This is a genomic window from Novosphingobium sp. G106 (assembly GCF_019075875.1).
GTDB lineage: Bacteria > Pseudomonadota > Alphaproteobacteria > Sphingomonadales > Sphingomonadaceae > Novosphingobium.
Window position 1 is genome coordinate 2,665,960 of record NZ_JAHOOZ010000001.1, and the last position, 23,786, is coordinate 2,689,745.

The 23,786-nt window shown below is 61.5% G+C and carries 25 protein-coding genes and 1 pseudogene; 15 read left to right on the top strand and 11 right to left on the bottom strand.

Translation table 11 applies throughout. From position 1 onward, the window contains the following. Nucleotides 1-6 precede the first annotated feature (6 nt). From KRR38_RS12780 to KRR38_RS12805, 6 genes are all read left to right on the top strand, one after another. A complete protein-coding gene (locus KRR38_RS12780; RefSeq protein ID WP_254514777.1) occupies nucleotides 7-1,182 on the top strand; it encodes an epoxide hydrolase family protein in 1,176 nt (391 codons plus the stop codon). Between the two features lie 166 nt (nucleotides 1,183-1,348). Next, nucleotides 1,349-1,558 carry a hypothetical protein gene (locus KRR38_RS12785; protein WP_217402030.1) on the top strand — a complete coding sequence of 70 codons (210 nt, stop codon included), beginning with the start codon at nucleotides 1,349-1,351 and terminating at the stop codon, nucleotides 1,556-1,558. 140 nt (nucleotides 1,559-1,698) lie between these two features. Further along, on the top strand, nucleotides 1,699-2,073 hold the full coding sequence (locus tag KRR38_RS12790) for a hypothetical protein (protein ID WP_217402032.1): 375 nt from the start codon (nucleotides 1,699-1,701) through the stop codon (nucleotides 2,071-2,073). Nucleotides 2,074-2,213: 140 nt separating this feature from the next. Further along, a complete protein-coding gene (locus KRR38_RS12795) occupies nucleotides 2,214-3,365 on the top strand; it encodes a L,D-transpeptidase family protein (RefSeq protein ID WP_217402034.1) in 1,152 nt (383 codons plus the stop codon). A gap of 1 nt (nucleotide 3,366) precedes the next feature. Then, nucleotides 3,367-4,020, top strand: a complete 654-nt coding sequence (locus KRR38_RS12800) for a M23 family metallopeptidase (protein ID WP_217402036.1) — start codon at nucleotides 3,367-3,369, stop codon at nucleotides 4,018-4,020. Between the two features lie 409 nt (nucleotides 4,021-4,429). Beyond that, on the top strand, nucleotides 4,430-6,712 hold the full coding sequence (locus tag KRR38_RS12805; RefSeq protein ID WP_217402038.1) for an autotransporter outer membrane beta-barrel domain-containing protein: 2,283 nt from the start codon (nucleotides 4,430-4,432) through the stop codon (nucleotides 6,710-6,712). 327 nt (nucleotides 6,713-7,039) lie between these two features. On the opposite strand, the gene KRR38_RS37010 is transcribed toward KRR38_RS12805, so the two are convergent. Both KRR38_RS37010 and KRR38_RS12810 read right to left on the bottom strand, forming a co-directional pair. Further along, nucleotides 7,040-7,174, bottom strand: a complete 135-nt coding sequence (locus KRR38_RS37010) for a hypothetical protein (RefSeq protein ID WP_256449454.1) — start codon at nucleotides 7,172-7,174, stop codon at nucleotides 7,040-7,042. A 93-nt stretch (nucleotides 7,175-7,267) separates the two neighbouring features. Beyond that, nucleotides 7,268-7,435 (bottom strand): hypothetical protein, encoded by a 168-nt coding sequence (locus KRR38_RS12810; protein WP_217402040.1) that lies wholly within the window; start codon nucleotides 7,433-7,435, stop codon nucleotides 7,268-7,270. A 79-nt stretch (nucleotides 7,436-7,514) separates the two neighbouring features. Between KRR38_RS12810 and KRR38_RS12815 the strand changes: the two genes are divergently transcribed. The 7 genes from KRR38_RS12815 to KRR38_RS12845 all read left to right on the top strand — a co-directional run bounded on the left by KRR38_RS12815 (nucleotide 7,515) and on the right by KRR38_RS12845 (nucleotide 14,037). Further along, a complete protein-coding gene (locus KRR38_RS12815) occupies nucleotides 7,515-8,579 on the top strand; it encodes an alpha/beta fold hydrolase (RefSeq protein ID WP_217402042.1) in 1,065 nt (354 codons plus the stop codon). 121 nt (nucleotides 8,580-8,700) lie between these two features. After that, nucleotides 8,701-8,967, top strand: coding sequence for a DUF2171 domain-containing protein (locus tag KRR38_RS12820; protein ID WP_217402044.1), 267 nt, complete (start codon nucleotides 8,701-8,703; stop codon nucleotides 8,965-8,967). Continuing rightward, on the top strand, nucleotides 8,921-9,400 hold the full coding sequence (locus KRR38_RS12825) for a hypothetical protein (protein ID WP_217402046.1): 480 nt from the start codon (nucleotides 8,921-8,923) through the stop codon (nucleotides 9,398-9,400). Before KRR38_RS12820 ends, KRR38_RS12825 begins: the two co-directional genes overlap by 47 nt. A gap of 406 nt (nucleotides 9,401-9,806) precedes the next feature. Next, nucleotides 9,807-10,352 carry an RNA polymerase sigma factor gene (locus tag KRR38_RS12830; protein ID WP_217402048.1) on the top strand — a complete coding sequence of 182 codons (546 nt, stop codon included), beginning with the start codon at nucleotides 9,807-9,809 and terminating at the stop codon, nucleotides 10,350-10,352. 280 nt (nucleotides 10,353-10,632) lie between these two features. Next, nucleotides 10,633-12,195 carry a VWA domain-containing protein gene (locus tag KRR38_RS12835; protein WP_254514778.1) on the top strand — a complete coding sequence of 521 codons (1,563 nt, stop codon included), beginning with the start codon at nucleotides 10,633-10,635 and terminating at the stop codon, nucleotides 12,193-12,195. Between the two features lie 165 nt (nucleotides 12,196-12,360). Next, nucleotides 12,361-13,491, top strand: a complete 1,131-nt coding sequence (locus tag KRR38_RS37355; protein ID WP_217402052.1) for a tetratricopeptide repeat protein — start codon at nucleotides 12,361-12,363, stop codon at nucleotides 13,489-13,491. Nucleotides 13,492-13,791: 300 nt separating this feature from the next. Next, on the top strand, nucleotides 13,792-14,037 hold the full coding sequence (locus KRR38_RS12845) for a hexameric tyrosine-coordinated heme protein (RefSeq protein WP_217402054.1): 246 nt from the start codon (nucleotides 13,792-13,794) through the stop codon (nucleotides 14,035-14,037). A 237-nt stretch (nucleotides 14,038-14,274) separates the two neighbouring features. Here the strand turns inward: KRR38_RS12845 and KRR38_RS12855 are convergent. From KRR38_RS12855 to KRR38_RS12875, 5 genes and pseudogenes are all read right to left on the bottom strand, one after another. Continuing rightward, a pseudogene (locus tag KRR38_RS12855) lies at nucleotides 14,275-15,520 on the bottom strand (cytochrome P450). A 13-nt stretch (nucleotides 15,521-15,533) separates the two neighbouring features. Beyond that, on the bottom strand, nucleotides 15,534-16,061 hold the full coding sequence (locus KRR38_RS12860; RefSeq protein ID WP_217402060.1) for a VOC family protein: 528 nt from the start codon (nucleotides 16,059-16,061) through the stop codon (nucleotides 15,534-15,536). A gap of 270 nt (nucleotides 16,062-16,331) precedes the next feature. Beyond that, the gene (locus KRR38_RS12865; RefSeq protein ID WP_217402061.1) at nucleotides 16,332-16,715 is read right to left on the bottom strand and encodes a nuclear transport factor 2 family protein; all 384 of its coding nucleotides are present in this window, start codon (nucleotides 16,713-16,715) and stop codon (nucleotides 16,332-16,334) included. A gap of 273 nt (nucleotides 16,716-16,988) precedes the next feature. Then, entirely contained in the window at nucleotides 16,989-17,828 is an 840-nt protein-coding gene (locus tag KRR38_RS12870) for a hypothetical protein (RefSeq protein ID WP_217402063.1), read from the bottom strand. 18 nt (nucleotides 17,829-17,846) lie between these two features. Next, nucleotides 17,847-19,619 carry an aspartyl protease family protein gene (locus KRR38_RS12875; protein WP_309141187.1) on the bottom strand — a complete coding sequence of 591 codons (1,773 nt, stop codon included), beginning with the start codon at nucleotides 19,617-19,619 and terminating at the stop codon, nucleotides 17,847-17,849. Nucleotides 19,620-20,037: 418 nt separating this feature from the next. On the opposite strand from KRR38_RS12875, the gene KRR38_RS12880 reads away from it, so the two are divergent. Continuing rightward, complete coding sequence (locus KRR38_RS12880) at nucleotides 20,038-20,340, top strand: helix-turn-helix transcriptional regulator (protein ID WP_254514779.1); 303 nt, start codon at nucleotides 20,038-20,040, stop codon at nucleotides 20,338-20,340. Nucleotides 20,341-20,342: 2 nt separating this feature from the next. After that, nucleotides 20,343-20,810 carry an SRPBCC domain-containing protein gene (locus KRR38_RS12885; RefSeq protein WP_217402069.1) on the top strand — a complete coding sequence of 156 codons (468 nt, stop codon included), beginning with the start codon at nucleotides 20,343-20,345 and terminating at the stop codon, nucleotides 20,808-20,810. 20 nt (nucleotides 20,811-20,830) lie between these two features. On the opposite strand, the gene KRR38_RS12890 is transcribed toward KRR38_RS12885, so the two are convergent. From KRR38_RS12890 to KRR38_RS12905, 4 genes are all read right to left on the bottom strand, one after another. Beyond that, complete coding sequence (locus KRR38_RS12890; protein WP_217402070.1) at nucleotides 20,831-21,169, bottom strand: nuclear transport factor 2 family protein; 339 nt, start codon at nucleotides 21,167-21,169, stop codon at nucleotides 20,831-20,833. A gap of 177 nt (nucleotides 21,170-21,346) precedes the next feature. Then, entirely contained in the window at nucleotides 21,347-22,864 is a 1,518-nt protein-coding gene (locus tag KRR38_RS12895; protein WP_217401832.1) for an IS66 family transposase, read from the bottom strand. Nucleotides 22,865-22,895: 31 nt separating this feature from the next. Beyond that, entirely contained in the window at nucleotides 22,896-23,252 is a 357-nt protein-coding gene (gene tnpB, locus KRR38_RS12900) for an IS66 family insertion sequence element accessory protein TnpB (protein WP_217401830.1), read from the bottom strand. Continuing rightward, the gene (locus KRR38_RS12905) at nucleotides 23,249-23,704 is read right to left on the bottom strand and encodes a transposase (protein ID WP_217401828.1); all 456 of its coding nucleotides are present in this window, start codon (nucleotides 23,702-23,704) and stop codon (nucleotides 23,249-23,251) included. Before KRR38_RS12905 ends, tnpB begins: the two co-directional genes overlap by 4 nt. Between the last annotated feature and the right edge of the window lie 82 nt (nucleotides 23,705-23,786).

Consider the following 23,786-nt stretch of genomic DNA (forward strand, 5'->3'; position numbering starts at 1 on the left):
ACGCGGATGCATGACATGAAACCAACTCCCCCCGAAACGGAGACCGTCGAGGCCTTTGAGCTATCAATCCCACAAAGTGAACTCGACAACCTGCGCCTGAAGCTTTCGCTGACACGCCTCCCAGATCGCGAAACCGCCGAGGACTGGCATCAGGGTGTTCCGCTCGATGCGATGAAGGCGCTGATCAGCTATTGGGCCGATCGCTACGACTGGCGCCGCTGTGAAAATGAACTCAACCGGCGCGGCCAGAGCCGCACGCGGATCGATGGATTGAACATCCATTTCCTGCATGTTCGCTCTCCCCAACCGAACGCGACACCCCTTCTGCTGACACACGGTTGGCCGGGGTCGATCATCGAGTTCCTGAAAGTCATCGCCCCCTTGAGCGATCCTGTCCGGCATGGTGGATCCTCAAGCGACGCCTTCCATCTCGTGATCCCCTCCATTCCCGGCTACGGCTTTTCCGAGCATCCGCGCGAAGGCGGCTGGAGCATAGAGCGCGTGGCCCGTGCCTGGGCAGTGCTGATGGATCGTCTCGGCTACCAAGACTACATCGCACAGGGCGGCGACTGGGGCGCCGGCATATCGCTCCACATGGGTATGCAGGCGCCTGCGGGACTTGCGGGGATCCATCTCAACCTGCCGGCTGGTCAGCCGACAGCCGAAGAATTGGGGGATCTCAGCGACGAAGAAGCCGAGATCATGGCTCAGGTCCGATGGCACATGACTTACAACCGATCCTACTCGGAGATTCAGCGGACCCGACCGCAAACGCTTGGCTATGGCCTGGCGGATTCGCCTGCTGGCCAGGCCGCCTGGATCTATGAGAAATTTCGTACTTGGACTGATTGCGCTGGCGATCCGACAAACAGCTTTTCCTACGACGAACTACTCGACAACATCATGCTGTACTGGCTGAGCAACAGCGGTGCGAGCGCTGCCCGGCTCTACCACGAAAGCGACACCAACTTCGGTAGAATGCCGGTGCCCCAGCCAATCGGTGTGTCGTCCTTTCGCAAGGAAATCATGCGCTCGACGCGCAAGTGGACTGAGCGCGTCTATCCGAACTTCGTTTACTGGAACGAGGTGCCGCGCGGCGGGCATTTCGCCGCATTCGAGCAACCAATGCTGTTCGTAGAGGAGCTTCGACGCTTCAAGAGAGTGCTGAAAGCAGTGGGTTAGCTGGTCGGCGCGCAGACACTTGCCGAGCCAGGAAATTGAACATCGCCTCAGCGAAATAAAGGGCAGCTACGGAGCGCCTCAAAAATCGAAGGAATGGCAGAAATGTCGGCGGTTCCTGCGGAACCTAGCCAACCCTCGAGCGCTTCTCGTTGGAAGGAGCAATGCCATGGCTTCGATCAGGATCGAAACGCTAACGGACGCATCAAGCGGTCAGGTCTACGCCGAAGTCTATGTGGACGCGGGTTCAACGCCGGTTCTAAAATCGGAGGCTGCTTTCGCTTCTCACGACGATCTGCTCGAACAGATTCTCCAGATGTGCCGCGCGCATTTCCCTGACCATTCGCCGTTTTCGGACGACCCGACAATAGGTGTTTGATCTGCGTAACGCATACCGGCGAAGTGCTGCCATGATCCCCAGAGCGCGAGCAGCGATACCGACATAGCAGCCATATTCGAGCACAAGCGTTTGACCCTCAAGGCGGCAGTAAAACTGAGCTATCGCCACCGGGAGATCTCATGCGCGCCACACTATTTATCCTGCCGCTTTTTCTATCGCTTGTGGCCTGTAATATCGATCCGAGCGGCGGCGCCTCCCGCGAGACGCAGAAGAAATTCACGCCGCCGCCTTCCCTCCCCGCGCCTGCGGCTGATCCATTCACCGCGCATGACCCTGCTTCAGGTTCCGCCGTCGATCCCGCGCTCGCCGACGACGAGCCGCGCTCGCTGATGCAGCTGCAGGTCGTGCTCGACAGACTCGGTTTCACGCCGGTTCTAAAATCGGAGGCTGCTTTCGCTTCTCACGACGATCTGCTCGAACAGATTCTCCAGATGTGCCGCGCGCATTTCCCTGACCATTCGCCGTTTTCGGACGACCCGACAATAGGTGTTTGATCTGCGTAACGCATACCGGCGAAGTGCTGCCATGATCCCCAGAGCGCGAGCAGCGATACCGACATAGCAGCCATATTCGAGCACAAGCGTTTGACCCTCAAGGCGGCAGTAAAACTGAGCTATCGCCACCGGGAGATCTCATGCGCGCCACACTATTTATCCTGCCGCTTTTTCTATCGCTTGTGGCCTGTAATATCGATCCGAGCGGCGGCGCCTCCCGCGAGACGCAGAAGAAATTCACGCCGCCGCCTTCCCTCCCCGCGCCTGCGGCTGATCCATTCACCGCGCATGACCCTGCTTCAGGTTCCGCCGTCGATCCCGCGCTCGCCGACGACGAGCCGCGCTCGCTGATGCAGCTGCAGGTCGTGCTCGACAGACTCGGTTTCACGCCGGGCGTCGTCGATGGAAAGGAGGGGCTATCGACGCGCAACGCCATCGCCGGTTTCCAGGAAGCGCGGGCGCTTCCGGTTTCCGGCAAGCTTGATGACGCCACCCGCCAGGCTTTGGCCAGCTGGAACAACATTCCCGCCACTCGCCTCGTCACGATACCGGCAGATTTCGCGGCAGGTCCCTTCGTAGCGCTGCCACACGATCCCGCCGAGCAAGCCAAACTCCCCGCGCTCGGTTATCAATCGCTCGATGAGAAGCTCGCCGAGCGCTTCCACACGACACCTGAAACCCTGCGCATGCTCAATCCGGCACCGGCGGCCGGTTCATCGCCAAGCAAGGCCGATGCGAGTCTGACCGCATCTACCTTTCATGCAGGCCAGCAGGTCAGGGTGCCCAACGTCGGCGCCGACCGGATCGACGACAGCATGGTCCCTGACGCTCCTTGGCGCGACACACTGGCGTCTCTTGGCGTGGGAACCGCTCAGCCGCAGGCCGCGAAGATCGTCGTCAGTAAATCCGCAGGTACGCTCAAGGCCTACGACGCTGCCGGCAAGCTGGTCGGCATGTACACGGCAACGATGGGCTCGCAGCACGACCCTCTGCCGATTGGGAAGTGGAAAGTCGTAGGCGTCGCACGCAATCCGGATTTTGAATACGATCCCGCGCTGTTCTGGGATGTTTCCGACAAGTCGGCCAAACAGAAGCTTCCGCCGGGGCCCAACGGTCCAGTCGGAGTCGCCTGGATAGACATCGATAAGAAACACTACGGCATCCACGGCACACCCGAACCTTCGACGATCGGCCGGGCGGAAAGCCATGGCTGCGTCCGCCTGACCAACTGGGACGTTGCAAGACTCGCCCAGATGGTGAAGCCGGGCACCAAGGTTCTGTTCGAGGCCTAGCATGCGACCAACCTGGCAATCACGGGGTAGAGCGGCCGGCATCGGCATCACGCTTGCCGCCGCGGCTGCGTTCGTTTTTGCGGCACACTGGTTTCAGCAGCCCAGCCTTCCTTCCGAAGCGCAGAGCCAGCAGTCCTCTGGGCTAACGCGCAGCGCGGCTCCAGGCCCTCGTACTCCCGGTCCGGTGCAACAGGCATACTCAAATCTGATCGTCCCTGTGGCGCGAGTGCGTCCGGACGATCTTGTCGACACATTCTCTCAGGCCCGCGCGAACGGAGGACGGCAACACGACGCCATCGATATCCTGGCTCCACGCGGAACTCCCGTGATCGCAGCGGCATCTGGCACTGTCGAGAAGCTGTTCCTTTCGAAGGACGGAGGAAACACCGTCTACGTCCGGTCTCCCGACGGGCAAACGCTCTACTACTACGCCCATCTCGATGGTTACGCGCCAGGCCTCACCGAAAGAACGCGGATTGAGCAAGGCGCGCCGATCGGTACCGTCGGTTCCACCGGCAACGCCAATCCTGCAGTTCCCCACCTGCACTTTGCGATCTGGACAACCACGCCGGAACGCAAATGGTGGGAAGATGCCCTTGCGCTCAATCCTTATCCTTTGCTTGCCCGGCCCACTGAACAAATCGGCGCCAGATGATATTTTGCTGATCGGGGATCGGGCTAGCAGGTCACGCATCTCCGAGAAATTGGAGGGGAAAACCTCATGAAGCGTTTGATCATCTGCGTTGCCGGTATCGCTGCAATCTCGCTTGGCGGCTGCCGCAGCAGCACTCTGTAATCAATGCAACATCAGTTCCCCGGCCAAGATAGGCAATTTCGATCGCCCCCAAATAATCGAAATAAAAAAGCTGTTCTTAGATTAATTGAATATTAATATTAATCTTGCCTGCATTAAATAAGTGCACTTTTGTACATTCATACAAACTCAATGCGAAGATGTATTTTTGCCACAGAAATTATCTATCTAATAATACTGAATTTCAGCCGGGAACGTTCGGCCTAAAACAACCGTTGCGCCAGTCCATACTGCAACAGGAATAATCTTCATGACATTTCGCACCTTCGCTGCCCCGGCTTCCGGGGTCCTCCCTGCTCGTGCAAGGCACTTGCTCGGCTGCGCCGCAGTGGCCCTTGCGTTTGGTGCCCTGGCTCCGTCTGCGTTTGCCGCAACCGAATGCGGTGCGCTCGTGGGGATCACCGCTGCCTGCACCGGCACCAACTTTCCGGCCGGCATCACCTATAACGCGGCCTCTGACCTGACCGTTTCGGCGCCGCAGGGTGTTTCAGTCAACACGACGACGGCTGCGACCAACGGCATCTCGGTTTCCAGCACCGGTGCGAGCACACTTAGCGGTGCCGCGGCCGTCACCACCTCGGGCGATGGCAGCAATGGCGTCAACGTCACCAGCAGCGGCGGCCCGGTGTCGGTCAACACCGGCGCAGTCACCACGTCCGGCCTCAACGCCAGCGGGATCGTGGCAGTCAGCGCCGCCGGCCCCGCAACCGTCAACGCCGGCCCGGTCACTGTAACCGGCAACGGCGGCAATGCGATCTTCGCACAAGGCGCGGGTCCGGTCGTAGTCACAAGCAGCGGCGCCCGCGCCGCCAATTCGGCCGCAATCGTCGCGCGCTCTTCCGCCGGCACTGCCACCGTGACCAACAGCGGCATCGTGAGCTCGGTGTCGGGCGATGGTATCGATATCGGCTCGGCCACGGGCAGCACGGTCAACAACTCGGGCACGATCAGCGCAGGCTCGCGCGCCATCATCTCGAACGGCGGCGCCGCGACGATCAACAATACGGGCACAATCAATGGCGCCCTCGCGCTCACGGGCGGCGGCGATGTCGTCAATAACTCGGGCCAGTTCAATGCGGCAGGCACGAGCACCTTCGGCGCCGCCGACCGGTTCAACAACACGGGTCTCGTCGCGGTAGGCACGGCCAGCACTGTCCCCGCTACGGTCGCGCTGAATGGTCTGACCTCATTCAACAACGCAGGTTCGATCGACATGCGCAATGGCCGCGTTGGCGACAGGCTGACGGTGTCGGGCAACTACGTCGGCAGCGGTAACGCGCAGCTGGGCGTCGACATTGCACCGGGAGCTACCGTTTCGGCGGACAGGCTCGTCATCGCCGGCAGCGCAACCGGCACGACCAGCGTGGTCGTCGCGGTTCCCGCCGGCGTGCAGCCCGTGTTCAACACCGGCACTGTCATCGTCCAGGCAGGTGCGGGATCGTCAGCGACCGCCTTCGTCGCTGCGCCTGGATCGGCGAGCGTCGGCCTCGTTGGCTTTGACGTGACCTACAATCCCGCTGCCTTTAGCTACAGCGTCACCGCCTCACCGAGCGATGCGGCCTACGATCTGCTGCGGTACGGCACCGGCGAGCGCAATCTCTGGTACAAGTCGGCCGACGCGGTGACCGCCCACATGCAGGCTCGCCGCGACTCGTTGTGGTCGCTCGGCGACGATGCGGCCACCGGCAAGTTCTGGGTCACGATGGTGGGCTCGATCGATCATGTTCGGGGCTCGCGCAACTTCGGAACGACAGCCCAGAGCCGGGTCACGAATACCGCGTACAACCAGGACTACTTCGGCGGTCAGCTCGGGTTTGACCTCAGCGGCGGTGTAGGGTCGCGCGGCGGCTTCGCGCTCGGCGTCACCGGCGGTTACATCAATTCGCGAATGCGCCTGGGCGGAGCGACCGACCATATCGCGTTCGATGCCGTCAATGGCGGTGCCTATGCGAGCTTCACCTCGGGCAATATCTTCATCAACGCCCTGGGCAAGTACGACTACTACTGGGCCAATGCGCAGAGCCTGGCTGCGGGCTTCGACCAGAAGCTTCACGGTCATTCCTACGGCGCACGCGGCGAGGCCGGGGTACGCTTGGGCAGCAATTCATTCTTCGTCGAGCCGCTTGCCCAAATCTCCTATGTGCGGACCTCGCTCTCGCCCTTCGCCGTCCAGGGGACGAGCGTCTCCTTCGACGACCGTGACGGCCTGCGCGGCAAGGCGGGTGCCCGCATCGGCGGGGTGACCACCATCTTCGACGATACCAAGCTCTCGTTCTACGCGGGCGCCAGCTACGTCCACGACTTCAAGGACGAAAGCTCCGTCACCTTCGCCAATGCCGGCGGCACGTTCAACGTCGCGGGCTTCCGGATGCCCGACTATGGCGAGGGCGTTGCCGGGATCAACATCGCCTCGAACCGCACGGTCAGCGGCTTCATTGAGGGCACCTACACCCGGACGTTCCACAACGGCTCGGGCGTGGCTGACCGGCTCACGGGCGTCGGCGGCCGCGCCGGCATCAATGTGAAGCTCTAAAATAATAGCCGGGGCGCCGCATTTGTGCGGTGCCCCGGCACATTATGCATTCCCGGCCACCGTTGAATGATAAGCTCCGATCGCCTGTTCCTACTGCGGTTTCGTCGCCTGATCAGATTGGCGAGTCATGCGGGCTACTCTCAGCGAAGGATCATCTATGTTCTCTTTCCTGATCCTCGCAGCAGCCCTGCCCCAGCAGCCGCAATGCCTGCAGTTCCACTACCTGCCTGACGGCCGCGTGATCCGAAGCCAGGTCGCAGACGCTGCGGGCAGCGGCACCTCAGCGCAAAGCTTTGCCATATCGAACGGAAAGGGCGGCCACACGTCTCACAGCAGTTCCTCGGCCAGCTCGACGGTGACCGGCTCTGGCTCGAGCGCATCGTCGAGTTCAAGCTCCACCGGCCCCGATGGACACTCTCGCTCGGTCAGTGTCACGAGGAATGCCAGAGGCTGCACGATCATAATAGATGATCGATAGGCGGGATCGAACACCGGTTTCGGCCGCATCACGCGACCAGAGGGCGGAATGCTGTCCCGCCCTCGTCGTGATTGAAATCAGCCTTCGTCTTCCTCTTCGATGGCCTCATCGCCATCGTTGAGCGGTAGTTCCTCGTCGGTGAGAGGCTCGCCGTCCTCGTCCAGCTCTTCCAATTCGTCTTCGGCCTCGGGCATTACCTCTTCGTCGTCCGAATATCCGCCTTCGTACTCGCGGGGATCGCCCATCGTCTTGCTCCTGTCCGGCGTAATGCCGGCAGTGACAAACGCCCCGACAACATCATAGTTTCGCGGATAGTCGCCCCCCGTGCCGCAGGCCGCACTGCGCTTTCCGCGCGAATACATAGACAGCAGCCAAAAAAATTGGCGACCGAATGATGCATCGGATGGAACATGCTGCAGCGCAGCACGTTTCGAATTTGGCTCGCATCTATCTGCAGGTGCGCTGATGCCACCAATCATAAAACCCGGAGAACCCATGCACACCTCGGCTCAAGCGCCGCGCGGTCCGCGTTTCAGCGATCACGTCACGGACGTGGGCCAGTTTCGGGTGGCTCGCTGGCATGCGCCGTCCAAAAGCGAATTCCCGCCGCTTCTCTTCTTTACGGGCATAGGCGCCAATGCCGAGCTCCTAGCTCCATTTCTGGATCGTTTGGCGAACCGGGATATCGTCACCTTCGATATGCCAGGGATTGGTGGATCGCCAAATCCGCACCGACCTTACCGACTGTCTGCTATGGCATCGGCAGCGAACCAAATCCTATCCGATCTCAAATTTTGCGAGGTCGACGTCATGGGTGTCAGCTGGGGCGGAATGTTCGCCCAGGAATTTGCCTATCGGTATCCGCGCCACGTGGGAAAGCTCATCCTGGCGGCCACTTCAGCGGGCATGCCGATTATTCCGGGCAACCTGTCGACGCTTGCAAAAATGGCGAGCTCGCTCCGCTATGCCGATCCGGCGGCGATGCTGCCTTACCTGCAGTCTCTCTACGGCGGCAGCACGCGCGATCTCGATACCTATGCCTTGCGGATGCAGGCGCCGAGCTCGAAGGGCTACCTCTACCAGCTTTTGGCAATTGCCGGCTGGACCAGCGTCCGAAAGCTGACCCAGGTGCCGACCAGAACCTTGATCCTGATGGGTTCGGAAGACAGGCTTCTGCCGCCGTCCAATGGCCGGATCCTCAAGTTCCTGCTTGGCAACGCGCAGCTCGAAATTCTGGAGGACGCCGGCCATCTGTTCGTACTCACTCACGCTGACGCGGTCGTAACGATGATCGATCGGTTTTTAACGACGGGTGATAGCGTGAGCCGCTCCCGCAGCGCGGCGGACGGCATGATACAGGGTGACGGGCCAGTGGCGGGATTGCGTTGACGAGAGTGCCGTTTGCGGATCGGCGCACGATCGCCTCCAGGGTCGGCAACGCTCTATTGCCGTCAACCCTGCATCCATTCTCCAGGCCGGGCGTTGCGCTCGGACCTATAGGAGACATGCAATGGTCGATCTTACCCAAATCAGCGAGCATATGGAAATCGTCGGTGCCGACGGCGTTCACATCGGCACGGTCGACAAGGTCGAGGGCAATCGGATCAAGATGACGAAGGCCGACAGCGGCACGCACGGCGACCATCACCACTACCTCTCAGAGGGCCTCGTTGCGGCCATCGAAGGGAACCAGGTGAGGCTCTCCGCAACTGGTGCATCGGCCTTGCTGCTTGAAGAAGAATCTGGAGGCGGCGCCCTCGCCGACAAGAACCCCTAAAGGGGCAAGATGCGCCGAGCGGCAGGCCGTTCGGCGCCACGATTGGGGGAATGCCATGTTGCAGCGTAGCGCACTGGAAGGCGCTAACATTCTCATCGTCGAAGATGAGGTGGAGATCTCGGGCCTTCTGCTGTCGGCAATCATCGAAGGTGGCGGTTATGTTGTAGGCCCAGCGCCTAACATCGCAGATGCGCTCCATCTCATCGACGCGGCCCACATCGACGCAGCGATTGTCGATCTTATCGTCCAGGGAACATACTGCGAAGAGGTCGCCGAAAGGCTCTCCAGCAGAAATATCCCGTTCGCTGTGACCACGGGGATCGGAGCCGACAAATCCCATCCGGCGCTGCTCGCCGCCCCTTCGATCACTAAGCCGTTCCAGGGCGAATATGTCCGAGAAGTTTTGCGGGATCTGGTCCGACAACGTCGGTAGGGGCGAAGCTCGCTTTACCGCGGAACGGCGGGATGGAGATTGGACAGGATCTCTGCCAGTTCCGAGCTGCGAAATGGTTTGGTCAATCGGGCAACATCGGAATCGATGCCTTCGGCTTACGCGTATATGACCCGGCTCGGAGATTTCATTCCACGTCTCAATTAATCGCTGGCTTGCATGAGCGTATGGCGGGTTTCGGGGAGCCGATCTGGAGCGCCGAAGGGCCGCTTTGTTGGCGGATGCTGTAACGAAGGAAGGGCAATAGCATTCCCAGCGCGGATCGTGCAGACAGCGGCCTGTGAGCGAAACTGCGAGAGTTTGGGATGCGGCGGTGAACTGTCTCGACAATGAATCGATGATGATCTCCGAACGCAGTTCTGGCCTGAACCGGGTGCAACGCTGACCGATGCCGATCGGGGATGACGATCCCGACGCCGACGTTCTCGCCGCAGCATTGAGCGGCAATTCCCGCGCGTTTGAAGCGCTGCTACGGCGTCATTACGACCGTATCTACGGCCTAGCCTGGCAGCTCACCGGATCACGCGCCGACGCCGATGACGTCGCGCAGGACGTTTGCTGCATCCTCGTCGAGAAGCTGGGCAGTTTCCAGGGCAGAGCGAAGTTCACGACCTGGCTCTGCGGCATCGTGTTCAATGCCTGTCGCGATCTTCGCCGCCGGCGCCGGTCGCTGCGCGGCCTGGCGGAACGCTTCGCGGTCATGGCCAGCCTGGCCCGCGGGCCCGACGGGCGCGACCTGCACGACGCGATGTGGATCAAGAGCGCGATAGCGCGCCTGAAGCCGGTCTATCGCGAGACCGCCGTCCTCGTCGCCGGCCAGCAGCTTACCCATGCCGAGGCGGCGGAAATCCTGGGCGTGGCCGAGACGACGATATCCTGGCGGATGCATGAAATCCGCCGCCAGCTCACAGCCGAGCCGCTTGGCGAAGGCTGATACAAAAAATTTCTAGGCTTACCCAAGGATAGGCCGCCGGCGCGCGTCACAGTGACATGCGGGCAATTTTGCGCCGCTGTTGCCAAGGAATGTTCCATGTCACGCTGTCACCAATTGCTCGCAGGCGCATCATTGGCCCTGCTGCTCGTCTCCTGCACGAAGTCCGGCGTTGAGTCGGTCCAGTCCTCGTCCGCCGCGGCCTCGGAAGGCGATGTTGTCGTTACCGCGCGGCGCGTCGAATCCGCCGCGGACGAATTCCGCGGCCGCAACGCCAAGGCTGATGCTCCTGTCCCCCCTGATGGCGCCGCCCCCGCCGCTGGCCGCGCCGTCGATGATCGTGTCAGGCAGGGTCGCGCCGGGCTACGTGGTTTCAGAGCCGCGCCCGCAAATGCCCTATTACCAGGATGTCGGACGCGACAAGTTCACGACAGTGGCGGAAAACCCGTTCAAGGTCGCCCGCGAGGAACCGGTCTCGACCTTCTCGATCGATGTCGACACCGCTTCCTATTCGTTCGTCCGCGCCTCGCTCAATCAGAACGTGCTGCCCCAGCCCGCAGCGGTGCGGACCGAGGAGATGATCAATTATTTCCCTTACGCCTATGCCGCACCACAATCGGCCCAGCAGCCCTTCAGCACCAATGTCGCGGTTTTCCCGAGCCCTTGGACCGAGGGACGCAAGCTCGTGCGGATCGGCATCCGCGGCTACGAGATCCAGCGCGCGACGCGGCCGCGGGCGAACCTCGTCTTCCTGATCGACACTTCCGGATCGATGTACGCACCGAACAAGCTGCCGCTGGTCAAGCAGTCGCTGGCAATGCTGCTCGACCAACTCGGCGCCGATGACCGCGTGGCGATCGTGACCTATGCCGGCAGCGCGGGTACCGCGCTTGAGCCGACACCGGCTAGCCAGAAGGGCCGCATCCTGGCTGCGCTCGAACATCTGGAGGCCGGCGGCGGAACCGCCGGGGCCGAAGGCATCCGGCAGGCCTATGCGCTAGCCGAACGGAACCTCGATCCCGAAGGCGTCAACCGCGTGATCCTCGCCACCGACGGTGATTTCAACATCGGTATCACCAACCAGGACGAATTGAAGGGCTATATCGAGCGCGAGCGCGGAAAGGGCGTGTTCCTCTCGGTGCTCGGCTTCGGCATGGGCAACTACAACGATGCCCTGATGCAGACCCTCGCGCAGAACGGCAACGGTGCCGCAGCCTACATCGACACGATCGGTGAAGCACGCAAGACGCTAGTCGACGAGGCCAGTTCGACGCTGTTCCCGATCGCCAAGGACGTGAAGATCCAGGTCGAATTCAATCCCGCGACAGTCTCCGAATACCGGCTGGTGGGATACGAGACGCGGATGCTGAACCGCGACGACTTTGACAACGACAAAGTCGACGCGGGCGATGTCGGCTCGGGCCAGACCGTGACCGCGATTTATGAGATCGTGCCCGTCGGCGGGCCGCGCGCGATCGGAGACCTGCGCTATGCGGCGCCCACGCGGCAGCCGGGAGTAGCGACCGGCAACGAGTATGGCTTCGTCAAGATCCGCTACAAGCTGCCGAAATCGGACACCAGCCGGCTGATCTCGACGCCGATCAACCGCCAGGTCGAATTCGCGCGTTTCCAGGACGCACCGCAGGACGCACGTTTCGCCGCCGGCGTCGCGGGCTTCGCCGAGCTTCTGCGCGGTGGCAAGTACAGCGGCCAGATGACCTACGACGACGTGCTGCGGATCACCACCGCCGCGCGCGGTGAGGACAGCTTTGGCTATCGATCGGAACTGGTCCAGCTCATCCGCCAGGCCAAGAGCGCGGCAACCCTCGCGCGGCTCGATCGCTAGGGCAGAAGCGAGCGTGGTGGGCGTCATCGCCGCCACGCTCGCGAAGCGCTTTCGGCCCGATGCCATTTGCAGCTATAAGGCCGACTGATGCCTTGCTTCCCACCTCTTGGACGACACCACCGCACCGCTCTCGATCGGGCGAAGCGCTGCGCCAGGGCCATCTAAGTGACGCAGGACGATCCGCTCTCGGCCCTGCTGCCCAAACCGCCGTTGCCACGGCCGGATCGCCGCGAGGCTGCGATCGGCGAGGCGATGCGGCGTTTCGATGGGGAAGAAGCCACGCCTGCTGGTGGTCGGTCGCCGCGCGCGGGGCGGAGCTGGCTGGCGACACCTTGGGGCCGCCCGCAGATCGGCGCGGTTCTGGCCACCGCACTCGTCGGCCTGATCGCATTGCCGCTCTGGGTATCGCGCGACCGGCATCCCGAGTTGACCAACCCAGGCGCAACGACCTTCGCCGTCGCGCCTACAGCCCCGGCTCGCGCCCCAATCGCCGAGCAGGCCGAGCCTCCGCCGCCGATCGTTGCGGCTCCCCCCGCAACCAACAGCGCCGCCCTGCCCGGCATGCAGGCAGAGCAGCGGGCTGTCACAAGCCAGGCCGACAAGGCCGAAGCTGCGCCCAGAGCGGTAGGTGCGCTCGTAGCCTCTTCCGCCAAGCCGGAGGAGGCGGTCGTTTCGGTCTCGCGCCGGACGGCGAACCTCGCGCCGCCCGCAATCGTCCTCGCCGAGCCTGTGCCAGTGCCGGCACCGCCCCCACCACCGGCGGCCCCGGCCATGGCCCGGGCCGCCACCTCAAGCGCACGCGAGCGCGATGAAGGCTCCGACGACGTCATCGTCACGGCGAGGCGCGTTGAGGGCTGGAAGGCGAGCCCGGCGTCCCGGCAGCCGCGAGCGCGGCGGACTTCACAGGCTGGCGACTGGAACGCTTGTACAGTCAACGACCCCACGCGCAGTTTGGGCGGCTGCACCGAACCCGCATCGGGGCATGTCGCCGAAGGACTGGCGCGCGCCTGGCGGGGCGATCTCGACGGGGCCATCGCCGCCTTTGATCAGGCGATAGCGGCTTCGCAGCAACCGGGTCTCTCCTATCTCAACCGCGGTCTGGTCTACGACCGCAAAGGCGATCGCGAACGCGCCGTAGCCGATCTGGATCGCGCGATCCGCCAGGCGCCGAATTCAGCCCGCGCTTACTATAACCGCAGCCTCGTGTTCCAGCGAAAGGGCGAAAAGGGCCGTGCAGAAGCCGATGCCGATCGCGCGATCGAGTTGGATCCGCGCTATAATGCTGTGATCCGCTAGAACGCACTTGGCTTAGTATTATGAATGAACGGCAGATAACAGGGAGCTTCGTCGAGCACCCCTATGTCAGCTTTGTCGGCGGCGGCGTACCTCACGCTCTATGCGTCCAAAGAAAATTGAAGCGGCGCCAACAAGGCGCAGTGGCGCAGCGCCAAGGTCGATCTTTCCATCCTCATAATCGCGGCTAGCCCGCTCTTGCCGAAGCCGATACAGTACGGCATCATCTAAACTGCAAGTATTCCAGACCACTTCCGGATTGCGGATAATCTCGACCTAGAACAATATTGAGGGGTAAAAATAATGACGCGAGTACCGCAGACACCGTTGATTCCAAACAATTCACTTATTACGCCGACCCCCGAGGAAGGGAGGGCGCTAGCGATCATGCTCGCTCGCCATTCGATTCATGCAATCCAGGGCGAATTGGAAACTTTACAAGCTGGCCGCGCCCAGTATGCGCATGATCCGGAAGGCTTAATCGCAGCTAGCCACGTTATCGCAGTTGAATTTGCCACGATAGCAGCAGCTAACAATTATTGGCGTTAATCCATTTTTGCGACGGTTCGATTTAGCCCCGGCGGGATCCGAGCCCTCGGCATGAACAGAGGACAGCTTCAAAGCGCGCACTAAAGGCGGTCGAATGGCAGAAATGCCAGCGATCTGCGCCGGTCGAACGCCTCAAGGGCGTTGGATCAATGCTTTCTACGATGCGGGGGTGCGCAGCGCCAACATCACCAGTTGGCTTTGATCGATTCGAGCGAAACACTACGCGGAAGACTTGTGTCATGCCGCTTCGAACGCGATCAGCAGTTTGTGCGGCCCATAGACGAGGAAATGGGACATCCACGCAACGGGCTCATGCGTGTCAGCGAGACGGATGTTGAGCAGGCGTTGCAGCAGCGTTGCAAAGGCGATGCGCAACTCTCCGCGCGCGAGCTGGTTGCCGAGGCAGAAATGCGGCCCTGCTCCGAACGTTAGGTGGCTGCGACTGTTGGACCGTGTTGCATCAAGCACGTCAGGGTTGAGGAACTGCCGGGGGATCGCGGTTGGCGCCACCGAACCGCAGGACGACGATCGCACCTTTCGGAATTGCGGTTCCACCGATGTCTATGTCATTGAACGCTCGACGATAAAGCCCCTGGACGGGGGCTTCAAGACGCAGCACTTCCTCGATGAAATTAGCGATTCCGGCGGGATCGGCGCGCAGTCGATCTTGCAGCCCGGGCACTGTCGCGAGGTGGTGCATGACACTTGTCATTGCGAGCGCAGTCGAATCATTGCCAGCGACGAGCAGGATCAGAATGATCGAGACCATTTCGCGCATGGACATTTTTCGACCGTGATCCTCGGCGTGGACGAGGTCGCTCAGTAGACAGTCGGCGGGGTGTTCCTGAAACTCCTTAATCTTCCGCGCGATGAAGCTCTGCAGTTCGGTAATCTTGTAGGTAATGGCAATCTGTTGTTCTTCGGTATTGCCGGGATTGCTCTCGGCGATCACCGCGTCCGAGCATTCCTTGAACCAGTCGATGTCATCGAGTTCAACGCCGAGCTGGCTGGCGATCACGAGGATCGGTACGCGAGCGGCGAAGTCCGCGTAGAAGTCGCATGTACCTCTGGCGATGAACCCGTCGATCATTCCGTCGATGATGCTCTGAAGATAGTCCTCCATTTGACGCACACGCGACACTGTGAAGGCCTTGTCCACCAGCGAGCGATGGAATGTGTGGAGCGGTGGGTCCGAGACGGTCAGCGTGTTCATCGGCAGCACGCCGTGAGTTTCGTAGATATCGTCGAGCTTGGTTTGATAGCTTTTGGAATCGAACGACAGCAGCAGGCCGGTCACGTTTGACAAATTCTGTGTATCACCCGCCCATTTGCGCACTTCGTCATAGCCGGTGACGATGTAATAGCCGCAGCTCTCGTCGAAATAGACTGGGCCAGCTTCGCGCACCGCAGCATAGGCGGCGAACGGGCAGCGCTGCACATCCTCGTCGATGAAGCTGATCTGCGACATGCCTTCTCCATCCATTAGTTATTAATTTTCAGAGTAATGCGAAAATTTCGTCGAAGTCGCGGCGCGGTCGCCTGCCGTCCCATTGTTGATGTGCAGCGCGCATCTTCTCGCATGCGGCCTCGAACACGGCGGTGTCTTCCACAAGCTCCAGGTAGCAACCCATCAATGCGCGCGTGTCCAGGTAGCAGAAACGGCCGACGCCCTCGACGAAGGCTGAATAGCAAGGCTCTGCGCCTGCGGCGACGTAGCGATCATGGATGGCGTCGTAGCCGTCGTGGAACATCAGCATATGATGCAGCACGCCGCCCCGAGGGATCTGTCCATCGGAATTGGCCAATGCTTCTGTATAAGCCGAGGCGCCGCCGCTCAACTGCTGGACGACCTCGATATGGATGTCGCCAAGATAGCCATAGGCCAAGCGAAAGCGGATATGCGTGGGCTTGCCCCGGTGAAGCTGCCGCTCGGGCTCGTATTCCGCATAGTAGAAAGGACCCGCGCCGGCGATGTCGATCCAGTAGTCGAGCGATGCCTCGAGGTCGGGCGTGACATAGCCCATCTGGCTCAGCCGTCGTTTCATGCCTTTGTCTCCCAGTCCCGTGCTTGTTTTCGCAGGATGCCGGCGGGAGGCAAGGCGGAACTGTTGGCAAACGCTCGACCTTCGACGCCCCGCCTTGGAGAAGCGCTAGCTCCCGAAAAACATCGGAATCCTTTTCGGCTAGCTTAACGGATGCCAGCTTACAGGCGCCTAGCCAAGATTGTGGGACGTCCGCCTTGTCTGCGGCTGCGGCAAACATCGGGAAATGAGCAGATCGAGGCTCTAACGCATCTAGTCCTCAATCTTCTCGACGAGGTGAACGCGCGAAGGGCCGGGATCGAACGCATCGGCAAAATATTGCGTCTCCCTGCAAACCGACCCGCCTCGAAATTCCATTATGCTGACGACGTAAGAGGGAACATCGTCGTAAGTAAGGACGTACTCCGTGACCCACAGATTACCGTCCCCCACGATCCGATGAACCGAAAAACGCTTCTTGCTGGGTTGCGCTGAGCGGCTTTCCTGAATGCGATGCCTCCCGCGAATTCGTTCGCCCGACTGAGGGTAATCGAGCACAGCATTTTCATGATAGATTTCATGCTCCACGGTGAAATCATTCGCGTCAGATGCGTCCCAATGACGTTTCAGCGCTGCCCTTATGGTCAGGCTATCCATCACAATTCCTCGTTGGCTGCTGCTCGGTCATGACCGTTTTCGGATGTCGGCAAAAGAAGGTCGAGTGACCATTATGTCGGTGATTTCACCTCATCGATCGCGCTCTCATCCTTGGCTCGGTCATTGATAATCGCACCGCCATGGATGCAATTGCGCGGGCGTTTCCCGCAACCTTACCGGTTCAGAGACGTATGCATATTTGCTGCCGCTGCTTTATCGAGAGCCCCCCCGCTAGCGCCTGGCGGCGGCAATTCCCTTCCGGCCTACACGCGGTCATTCGAACGCTTGCTCCCGCTGCTGGGCCTTGCGCTCCTGGCCTTTGCGGATCAGGCGTGGCCGCATAGTCAAGAAAACGATCCCCACAATTGGAATACAAAACGACAACAACCAAGCGTCAAAGGGCGAAGGCTTCAAGGCAGAAATGCTGAAAAGCATGAATGCGAAGGGACGCACGCCCCATTGTCCGCTCGACCAGTTCAACGTGAACTGGACGAAGCCGAGCAAGCTGCCAATGATCCAGAACCATCGGTAGCGAATGCCTTTCGACCGGAACGCCAGGAACGCAGCCACCAATCCTGTAGCGAACACAATCGCCATCGCTGCGAGCCAGATGTAATGGATTGCCCCTCGCCCGGCGAAGCTGAAATCGCCCGCAGCAGTCGGCCGTACCGCGGACGGCACCGCATGCCATCCGACGATCTGTTCGGACCGGCTTGCCTGCTGCAGGATGATCTGGACCGCGACCCATTTGCCGCCCGATCCAAGTTCATAGTTCATAGCTTTCGTCGTGGCCCTCTGCCCACCCTCGCTCATAGAAGATACGCCCACTGACACCAGCTCAGGCTCACCGGCAGCGGGCATTATCGCTTTGACCTTGCCCTCTATCTGCTTCGTGTAAGCATAGAGCTTGGGATCGATTTGGGACCTTACGCCATCGACATTTCCGGACATTAGGCCGGCGATAAAATTCGTGGCAAGTGCACGATCTTCCTTCGTCGACAACTTGTCGTTCCATTGGCTTTGAGAGCAGCCTGCCAGAATGATCGTCAGAATGATAAATAGCTTCCGCACGGGCCCCTCTACCTTTTTGAATGCATGATAGCCGCTTGCCATTTGGCGCCGGCCATTGACTTACGAACTCAGTCCGTAAGAGGCGACGTCGCCGGCAATGTCCGGCTGGATGTTGGCGGCAGTGGCCTTGTCCGCAGCCCCGGCCTCGGCCTGCCCGAGGCGGATCCTGGTAAGGCCCCGCATATAGAGCGACCAGGCTTGCCGCGGCTCTAGCTGGATAGCTGCGTCATAGTCGGCAAGCGCGGCGGCAAGGTCGCCCCTGCGAAAGAAGACCAGCCCCCTGCTGTCCAGAAAGGCCGCTTTCGCACCGCCGCGCTTTATCGCCCGGTTGCAATCGTCGAGCGCCTTGTCGAGTTCGGTGTTGGCCAGAGCGCGGACCCAGCAGCGTCCGTTCAATAGCTCTCCAAGCCGGGAATCCTCGTGGTGGACTGCGATCACGCCGTCGTAGAGCGCTATCGCCCGCGCGGGCTGGCCGAGGCGCTCGAAAAGAAACGCGAGTTGGCTCATGTCTAGCGATGTGGGCGGCGTCAAACGCGACGCAGCTTCCGCGTCAACCAGCGCACCGGCGCGGTCTTTGTCACGAAGGCGCATGAAGCCGCGCACCGTCAGCAGCTCGGCGTCGTTCGGATCGATTTCGAGTGCTCTTGCCATGTCCGCGCGCGCCGCTGAGGCCTGGCCGCTTGCGCCGTACGCCTTCGCCCGGTCGCGGAAGTAGCCGGCGGTTCCCGGCGCCATGTCGATGGCCTTTGTCAGGTCGGCGATCGCGCCCGCAAACGCGCGCTGGGCAAGACGCGCACTCCCGCGGCGTGCGAAATCGTCTGCCGTTTTCGGGTCCGCTCCGGCATTCGACACCGCTTCTACGCGACGCGTGCCCTCCGGAATTGCTGCTGGCGATGCATCGGAGACCACAGATGCCGGCTCCGATGAAGTGATGAACGGCCTTCCGCCGCTGTAGGTGAAGTAGATGCGGTGCTGCGCGCGCGCGACGTAGAGGTGATGCGCGAGGACGAAATCGGCGCCCAGCAACATGTCAGGCGCACCGTTACCCTGAACGATATCGCCATCGATCACGCTAAGGTGGGTCTTCAGTATCTGCTCGTCGCCGATCCCCACACTGGCCACCGGCACGACCCAGCCGGATTTGGTCGAACGGCCAAAACCGCCGATGCGCTCCTCAGGCGTCACGCCCGGACCGGAAAGATCGATGCCGGCGCGCTCGGCGGCTCTGCGGCTGATGAGCGAAGTCGGTGCGCCGGTGTCCAGCACCGCCTCGACCTTAGCCCCGTTGATCGTGACCGGAAGGCGGAACTGATGATCGTTCGGATTTTCGCCGCTGTTCAAGGGGACTACGAAATATGGCTTTGTTCCAGCCCAATAGGCCAGCGGGCCGTCGCAGTCCTTCGGGTGAATGAGCTTCACCGAACCGTTGGCCAGGTCGAACTCCGTATCTGCAAGCCCCAAAAGATTGCGGCCAATCAAGCCGTTGCCGGCGTCGCTGCCACCCACAAGAAACTGAATGTTCGTGATGTTCTGGCCGACGATGCCGAACGACTTGACGGTCGTAACGCCTGCCGATGCCGTACCGCCGATCCCAACCAGGTAGAACCCCGGCGGCGCGGCGCCGACCTTGAGATCGAGCTCCGCCGCCTTGGCGGCCGACATGATGCTGAAGAAGGCGCCGCTATCGAGCCAGAAGCTCGTGTCCTTTCCATTGATCTTGACTGGGACGCTCGCGCGTAGCCCCCGCATGGTCACCGGCAGATTGGCCATAATTCCCAGCGAACAGATAGGAGCGGCTTGAGCGGTCGCGCCTGCGATCAGAGTCCAGGCCATGGCCGAAGCGGCGCCGAACTTGCGGCACCAACTCGTGACTGCGAACACCCGGTCTCTCCCTTGAGATCAAAGTGCCCTGAATTTCCCCTTCGCTCGTGATACCGAGGACCTTTCGGAAGAAAAGTTAATTCTGATCCATAGTGGCGTGTGTCACCACGAAAACCATGGACCGATCTTGAGTCTTTCATCCCTCTGCCACGGCGATTTTGAGAGTAGACTTTCCGAGCACAACCCTGCCCCTGGCGGATGAACGAATGGCAGGTTTCAGTGATTGCCAATCGGCATGCGAACGGCAGGTATGGCGGCGTTTCAGGCTCTAGGTGCGGAGCCTCGCCGGCATAACTCCCTTGACCATTATATTTCCATATAGATATATAACCATATGGAAATCGAATCACCTCATCTAGATGCGGCCTTCATGGCTCTCAGCGATCCGACCCGCCGCGCCATCCTTGCCCGGCTCACCGTTGGCGAGGCGACCGTCCAGGAGCTGGCGCAACCCTTCGCGCTTAGCCAGCCGGCGATTTCCAAGCATCTCAAGGTTCTGGAAGCCGCGGGCTTCATCGAGACCGGCCGCGAAGCGCAGCGCCGACCGCGCCGCATCAAACAGGAAACGCTCAAGCAAGTCGCCGACTGGATTGAACCCTTCCGCACCCTTTGGGAAAGCCGTTTCGACAACCTCGAGCGCCATCTTGCAGCCAAATCTCAAAAGGAGAAGTGACGATGCCAGACAACGATACGACGACGAAGGCCAGCGGTTTCGAAATCGACCGCGCCGCACACACGCTTCGCTTCGTGCGGGAGCTTGCAGCTCCTCGCGAGGCCGTTTTCGAAGCCTGGACCACACCCCAGGAACTGGCGCTCTGGTGGGACGCGGGCGGCGAACGCCTGACTGTCTGTGAAATCGATCTGCGGCCGGGCGGCAGCTTCCGCTTCGTCGCGCCCAGCCACATGCACATGCCGTTCACCGGAACCTACGTCGAGATCTCTCCTCCCGAACGGCTGGTGTTCGAAGCTATGGACGCTATCGGGCGGGTCATGCTCGCCGATTTGGGCGGTGCTACGCAGATGACCGTCGAGATCGTCTGCAACTCTGCCGAGCACCTTGATCACTACGTCAAGCTCGGAGTCGCGAACGGAACCGCGAAGACCTGCGACCACCTGGTGAACTTCGTGAAGACCCAAGGGTAGCGGATGGGCGCAATCTGCGCTCAGGCGTAGCAGCCGCAGCCGAATGTCGCCTTGCCGCTATCATTCAAGACCAGTGTTTCCACTACGTCTCGGCCCAGTTCATCGCCGTAGTGTATGGAGATCGTCCGGTAGCCGATGAACGCTTGTTTGAGGTAAAATCTGAGCTCCGGGCGCTTTTGGAGGGCCGGCCCCCAATAGTCCTTCAGAGCGGCCCGGCCTCGGATTACGCCTTGCCCGACCATCTTGACCGCGTTCGGCGATCGGAATTCGGCATCGTCTGTATAGTGGTCGAGCACGCGCTCGATGTCGTGGCTATTCCAGTCAGCGATCCACTGCCCGGCGAAGCTTTCAATGTCCATCAAGACCCTCCTTGGGGGGCGCCAGCTAGCATCGTATCTATCCCAATTATCCCAGCGAGAGCAGGTCAATAGTCGCAGATTGTAGCTCAGAAGTTAGATAGCGCGGTCGATTGGGCGCGATGAACCAATGACGGCTAACAAGGCTCGGCGAAGGCCAGCTCAACGTAAGCGGTGTTCTCAGCCCACGGCAGTCCAGGGCATGAGATCGCCGACGCCATTTGCGGGGTGACCGTTGGCGAGCTTGGCAAGCGTCTCGGTCAGCCAGGCATGGGGATTGATGGCGCTAAGCTTGCAGTTCTCGATGAGCGTGGCGATCACCGCCCAGTTGTCGCCGCCCTCGTCGGAGCCTGCGAAAAGGGCATTCTTCCGGCCCAGCGCCAGCGGCCGGATCGATCGCTCAACGGTATTGTTGTCCAGATCGATACGGCCGTCGTCCAGGAAGCGCGCGAGGCCGTCCCAGCGGGTGAGCGTGTAGCGGATCGCCTCGCCGAGCTTGCTCTTGGCGCTGACCTGGCGGTTCCGGGCCTCGAGATACTGGCGTAGGTCGTCGACGATGGCGCGGCTGCGATCGTGACGAACGGCGCGTCGCTCCTCGGCCGGTGATCCCCGTATCTCATCTTCGATGGTGTAGAGCGCGGCGACACGACGCAGGACCTCGGTGGCGACCGGGGAGCTGTCGGCCAGTTCGTAGAACTTACGGCGAGCGTGTGCCCAGCAGAAGGCCAGGCTCACTTGGCCCCGACGCCGGGCGAGTGCGGCGTAGCCGCCGTAGCCATCGACCTGCAGGATGCCGGCAAAATCGCCCAGATGAGCTTCGGGCCGCTCCGCCTTGCGATCCGCGGCATAGACATAGGCGACCATTGGCGGATCCTCGCCGCCGCACGGTCGGTCGTTGCGGGCATAAGCCCATATCTGGCCAGTTTTGGTTCGACCACGCCCCGGATCAAGCACCGGCGCCGTCGTCTCGTCGGCGAAGAGTCTTGCCGATCGTCGGAGCCGTTCGAGCACATGATCGCGCAAGGGGCGAAGGTACCAGGCCGCTCGCCCGACCCAGTCCGCCAGCGTCGATCGGTCAAGCTCAATGCCCTGCCGAGCGTAGATCTGGGCCTGCCGATATAAAGGCAGGTGATCGGCGTACTTGGACACTAGAACCTGGGCGATCAGCGCCTCGGTCGGAATGCCGCCTTCGACGATCCTGGCTGGCGCCGGAGCCTGCACGACCGCAGTCTCGCACGAACGGCAGCCGTAGCGCGGCCGGCGGGTGACCAGCACGCGGAATGTGGTCGGCACGACATCGAGCCGCTCGGATACGTCCTCGTCAATCTGATGGAGCGCGCCGCCGCAGCAGGGGCAAGCCTTGTCCTCGACATCGACGACCTGTTCGATCCGTTCGAGATGCGACGGGAGCGACCCACGGTTGGTTTTGCGGGGACGCTCATTGCGCTGACGCCCGCCACTGGCATCGACGGCGGCTTCGGCGCAGCCCAGCGCTGTCTCGACGTCCTCGAGCGCGAGCTGGAGCTGATCGTCATCGAGCTGCTCGGAACTACGGCCGAACCGATGGCGCTGGAAAGCCTCGATGATCGCCCTCAGGCGATCGACTTCCGCGTCGGTCTTCTCAAGCTTGCGGGCCTGTTCGAGGACGAGCGCCCGCAGCGCATCGACATCGTCTGGGAGGTCCGCTTCCGTGAGCATGGAAGCAGTGAATCAGCCAGCGAACGCCCCGTCAACCGGCGATCTGCGGGGCCATCGGTCGGCGTCCACCATGGACCCGGCGCCAGTCGAGACCCTCGAGCAAAGCTCCGAGTTGCGCGGCCGTCAGGCGCATCACGCCGTCCTGGATGCCGGGCCACTTGAAGCCCCCCTGCTCGAGCTTCTTGGCCATCAAGCACAGGCCGGTACCGTCCCACCAGATCAGCTTGATCCGGTCTGCGCGCTTGGCCCGGAAGACGTAGATCACGCCCGAAAAGGGATCGCCGCCGTACTCGGCACCGACCAGCGCCGCCAAGGCGTCTGGACCTTTGCGAAAATCCACGGGCCGCGTCGCAACCATTACTCGCGCACCGGCGCCGGGTCCGATCATCGCGTTGCCTTGAGCGCTTCGATTACCGCCGCGATTAGCCCCTTATCCGCACCGCGCGCGATCCTCACCGCCACGCCGTCGATCTCTAGCTCTACCGCACTTGGAGGCGCCGCCCGTCGCCGGCGTGGTCGCTTCGCGACCGGTGTTGCTTCGGGCGAAGGCCGTTGCTCGATCACTGCGGGAACGAAGAGAGGCGCCGGGGCTGATGAGGCTGGCAGCGGCACCCCTCGCGCCTCTATCTCCTTGCGCAACTCCCGGCGCCAGGTGAACAGCTGCGAGGGACAGATGCCATGCCGGCGAGCAACGGCGCTGATGGTCTCTTGGCCCGAATAGCTCTCCGCTACGATCGAGACCTTTACCTCTGGCGGCCAATCACGGCGCTTGCCCGCGCCGGTGAAGACCTCGAACCGCTGAACAACGCTAGTGCCAGCATCATCACATGACATCGTCATAGCACCAGCGACCTCCGCCCGACCAAGGGCGGCGAGACTCTGCGCTCCGGATCACGGCCGCAAGGTGGGGCTCAAGCTCCGC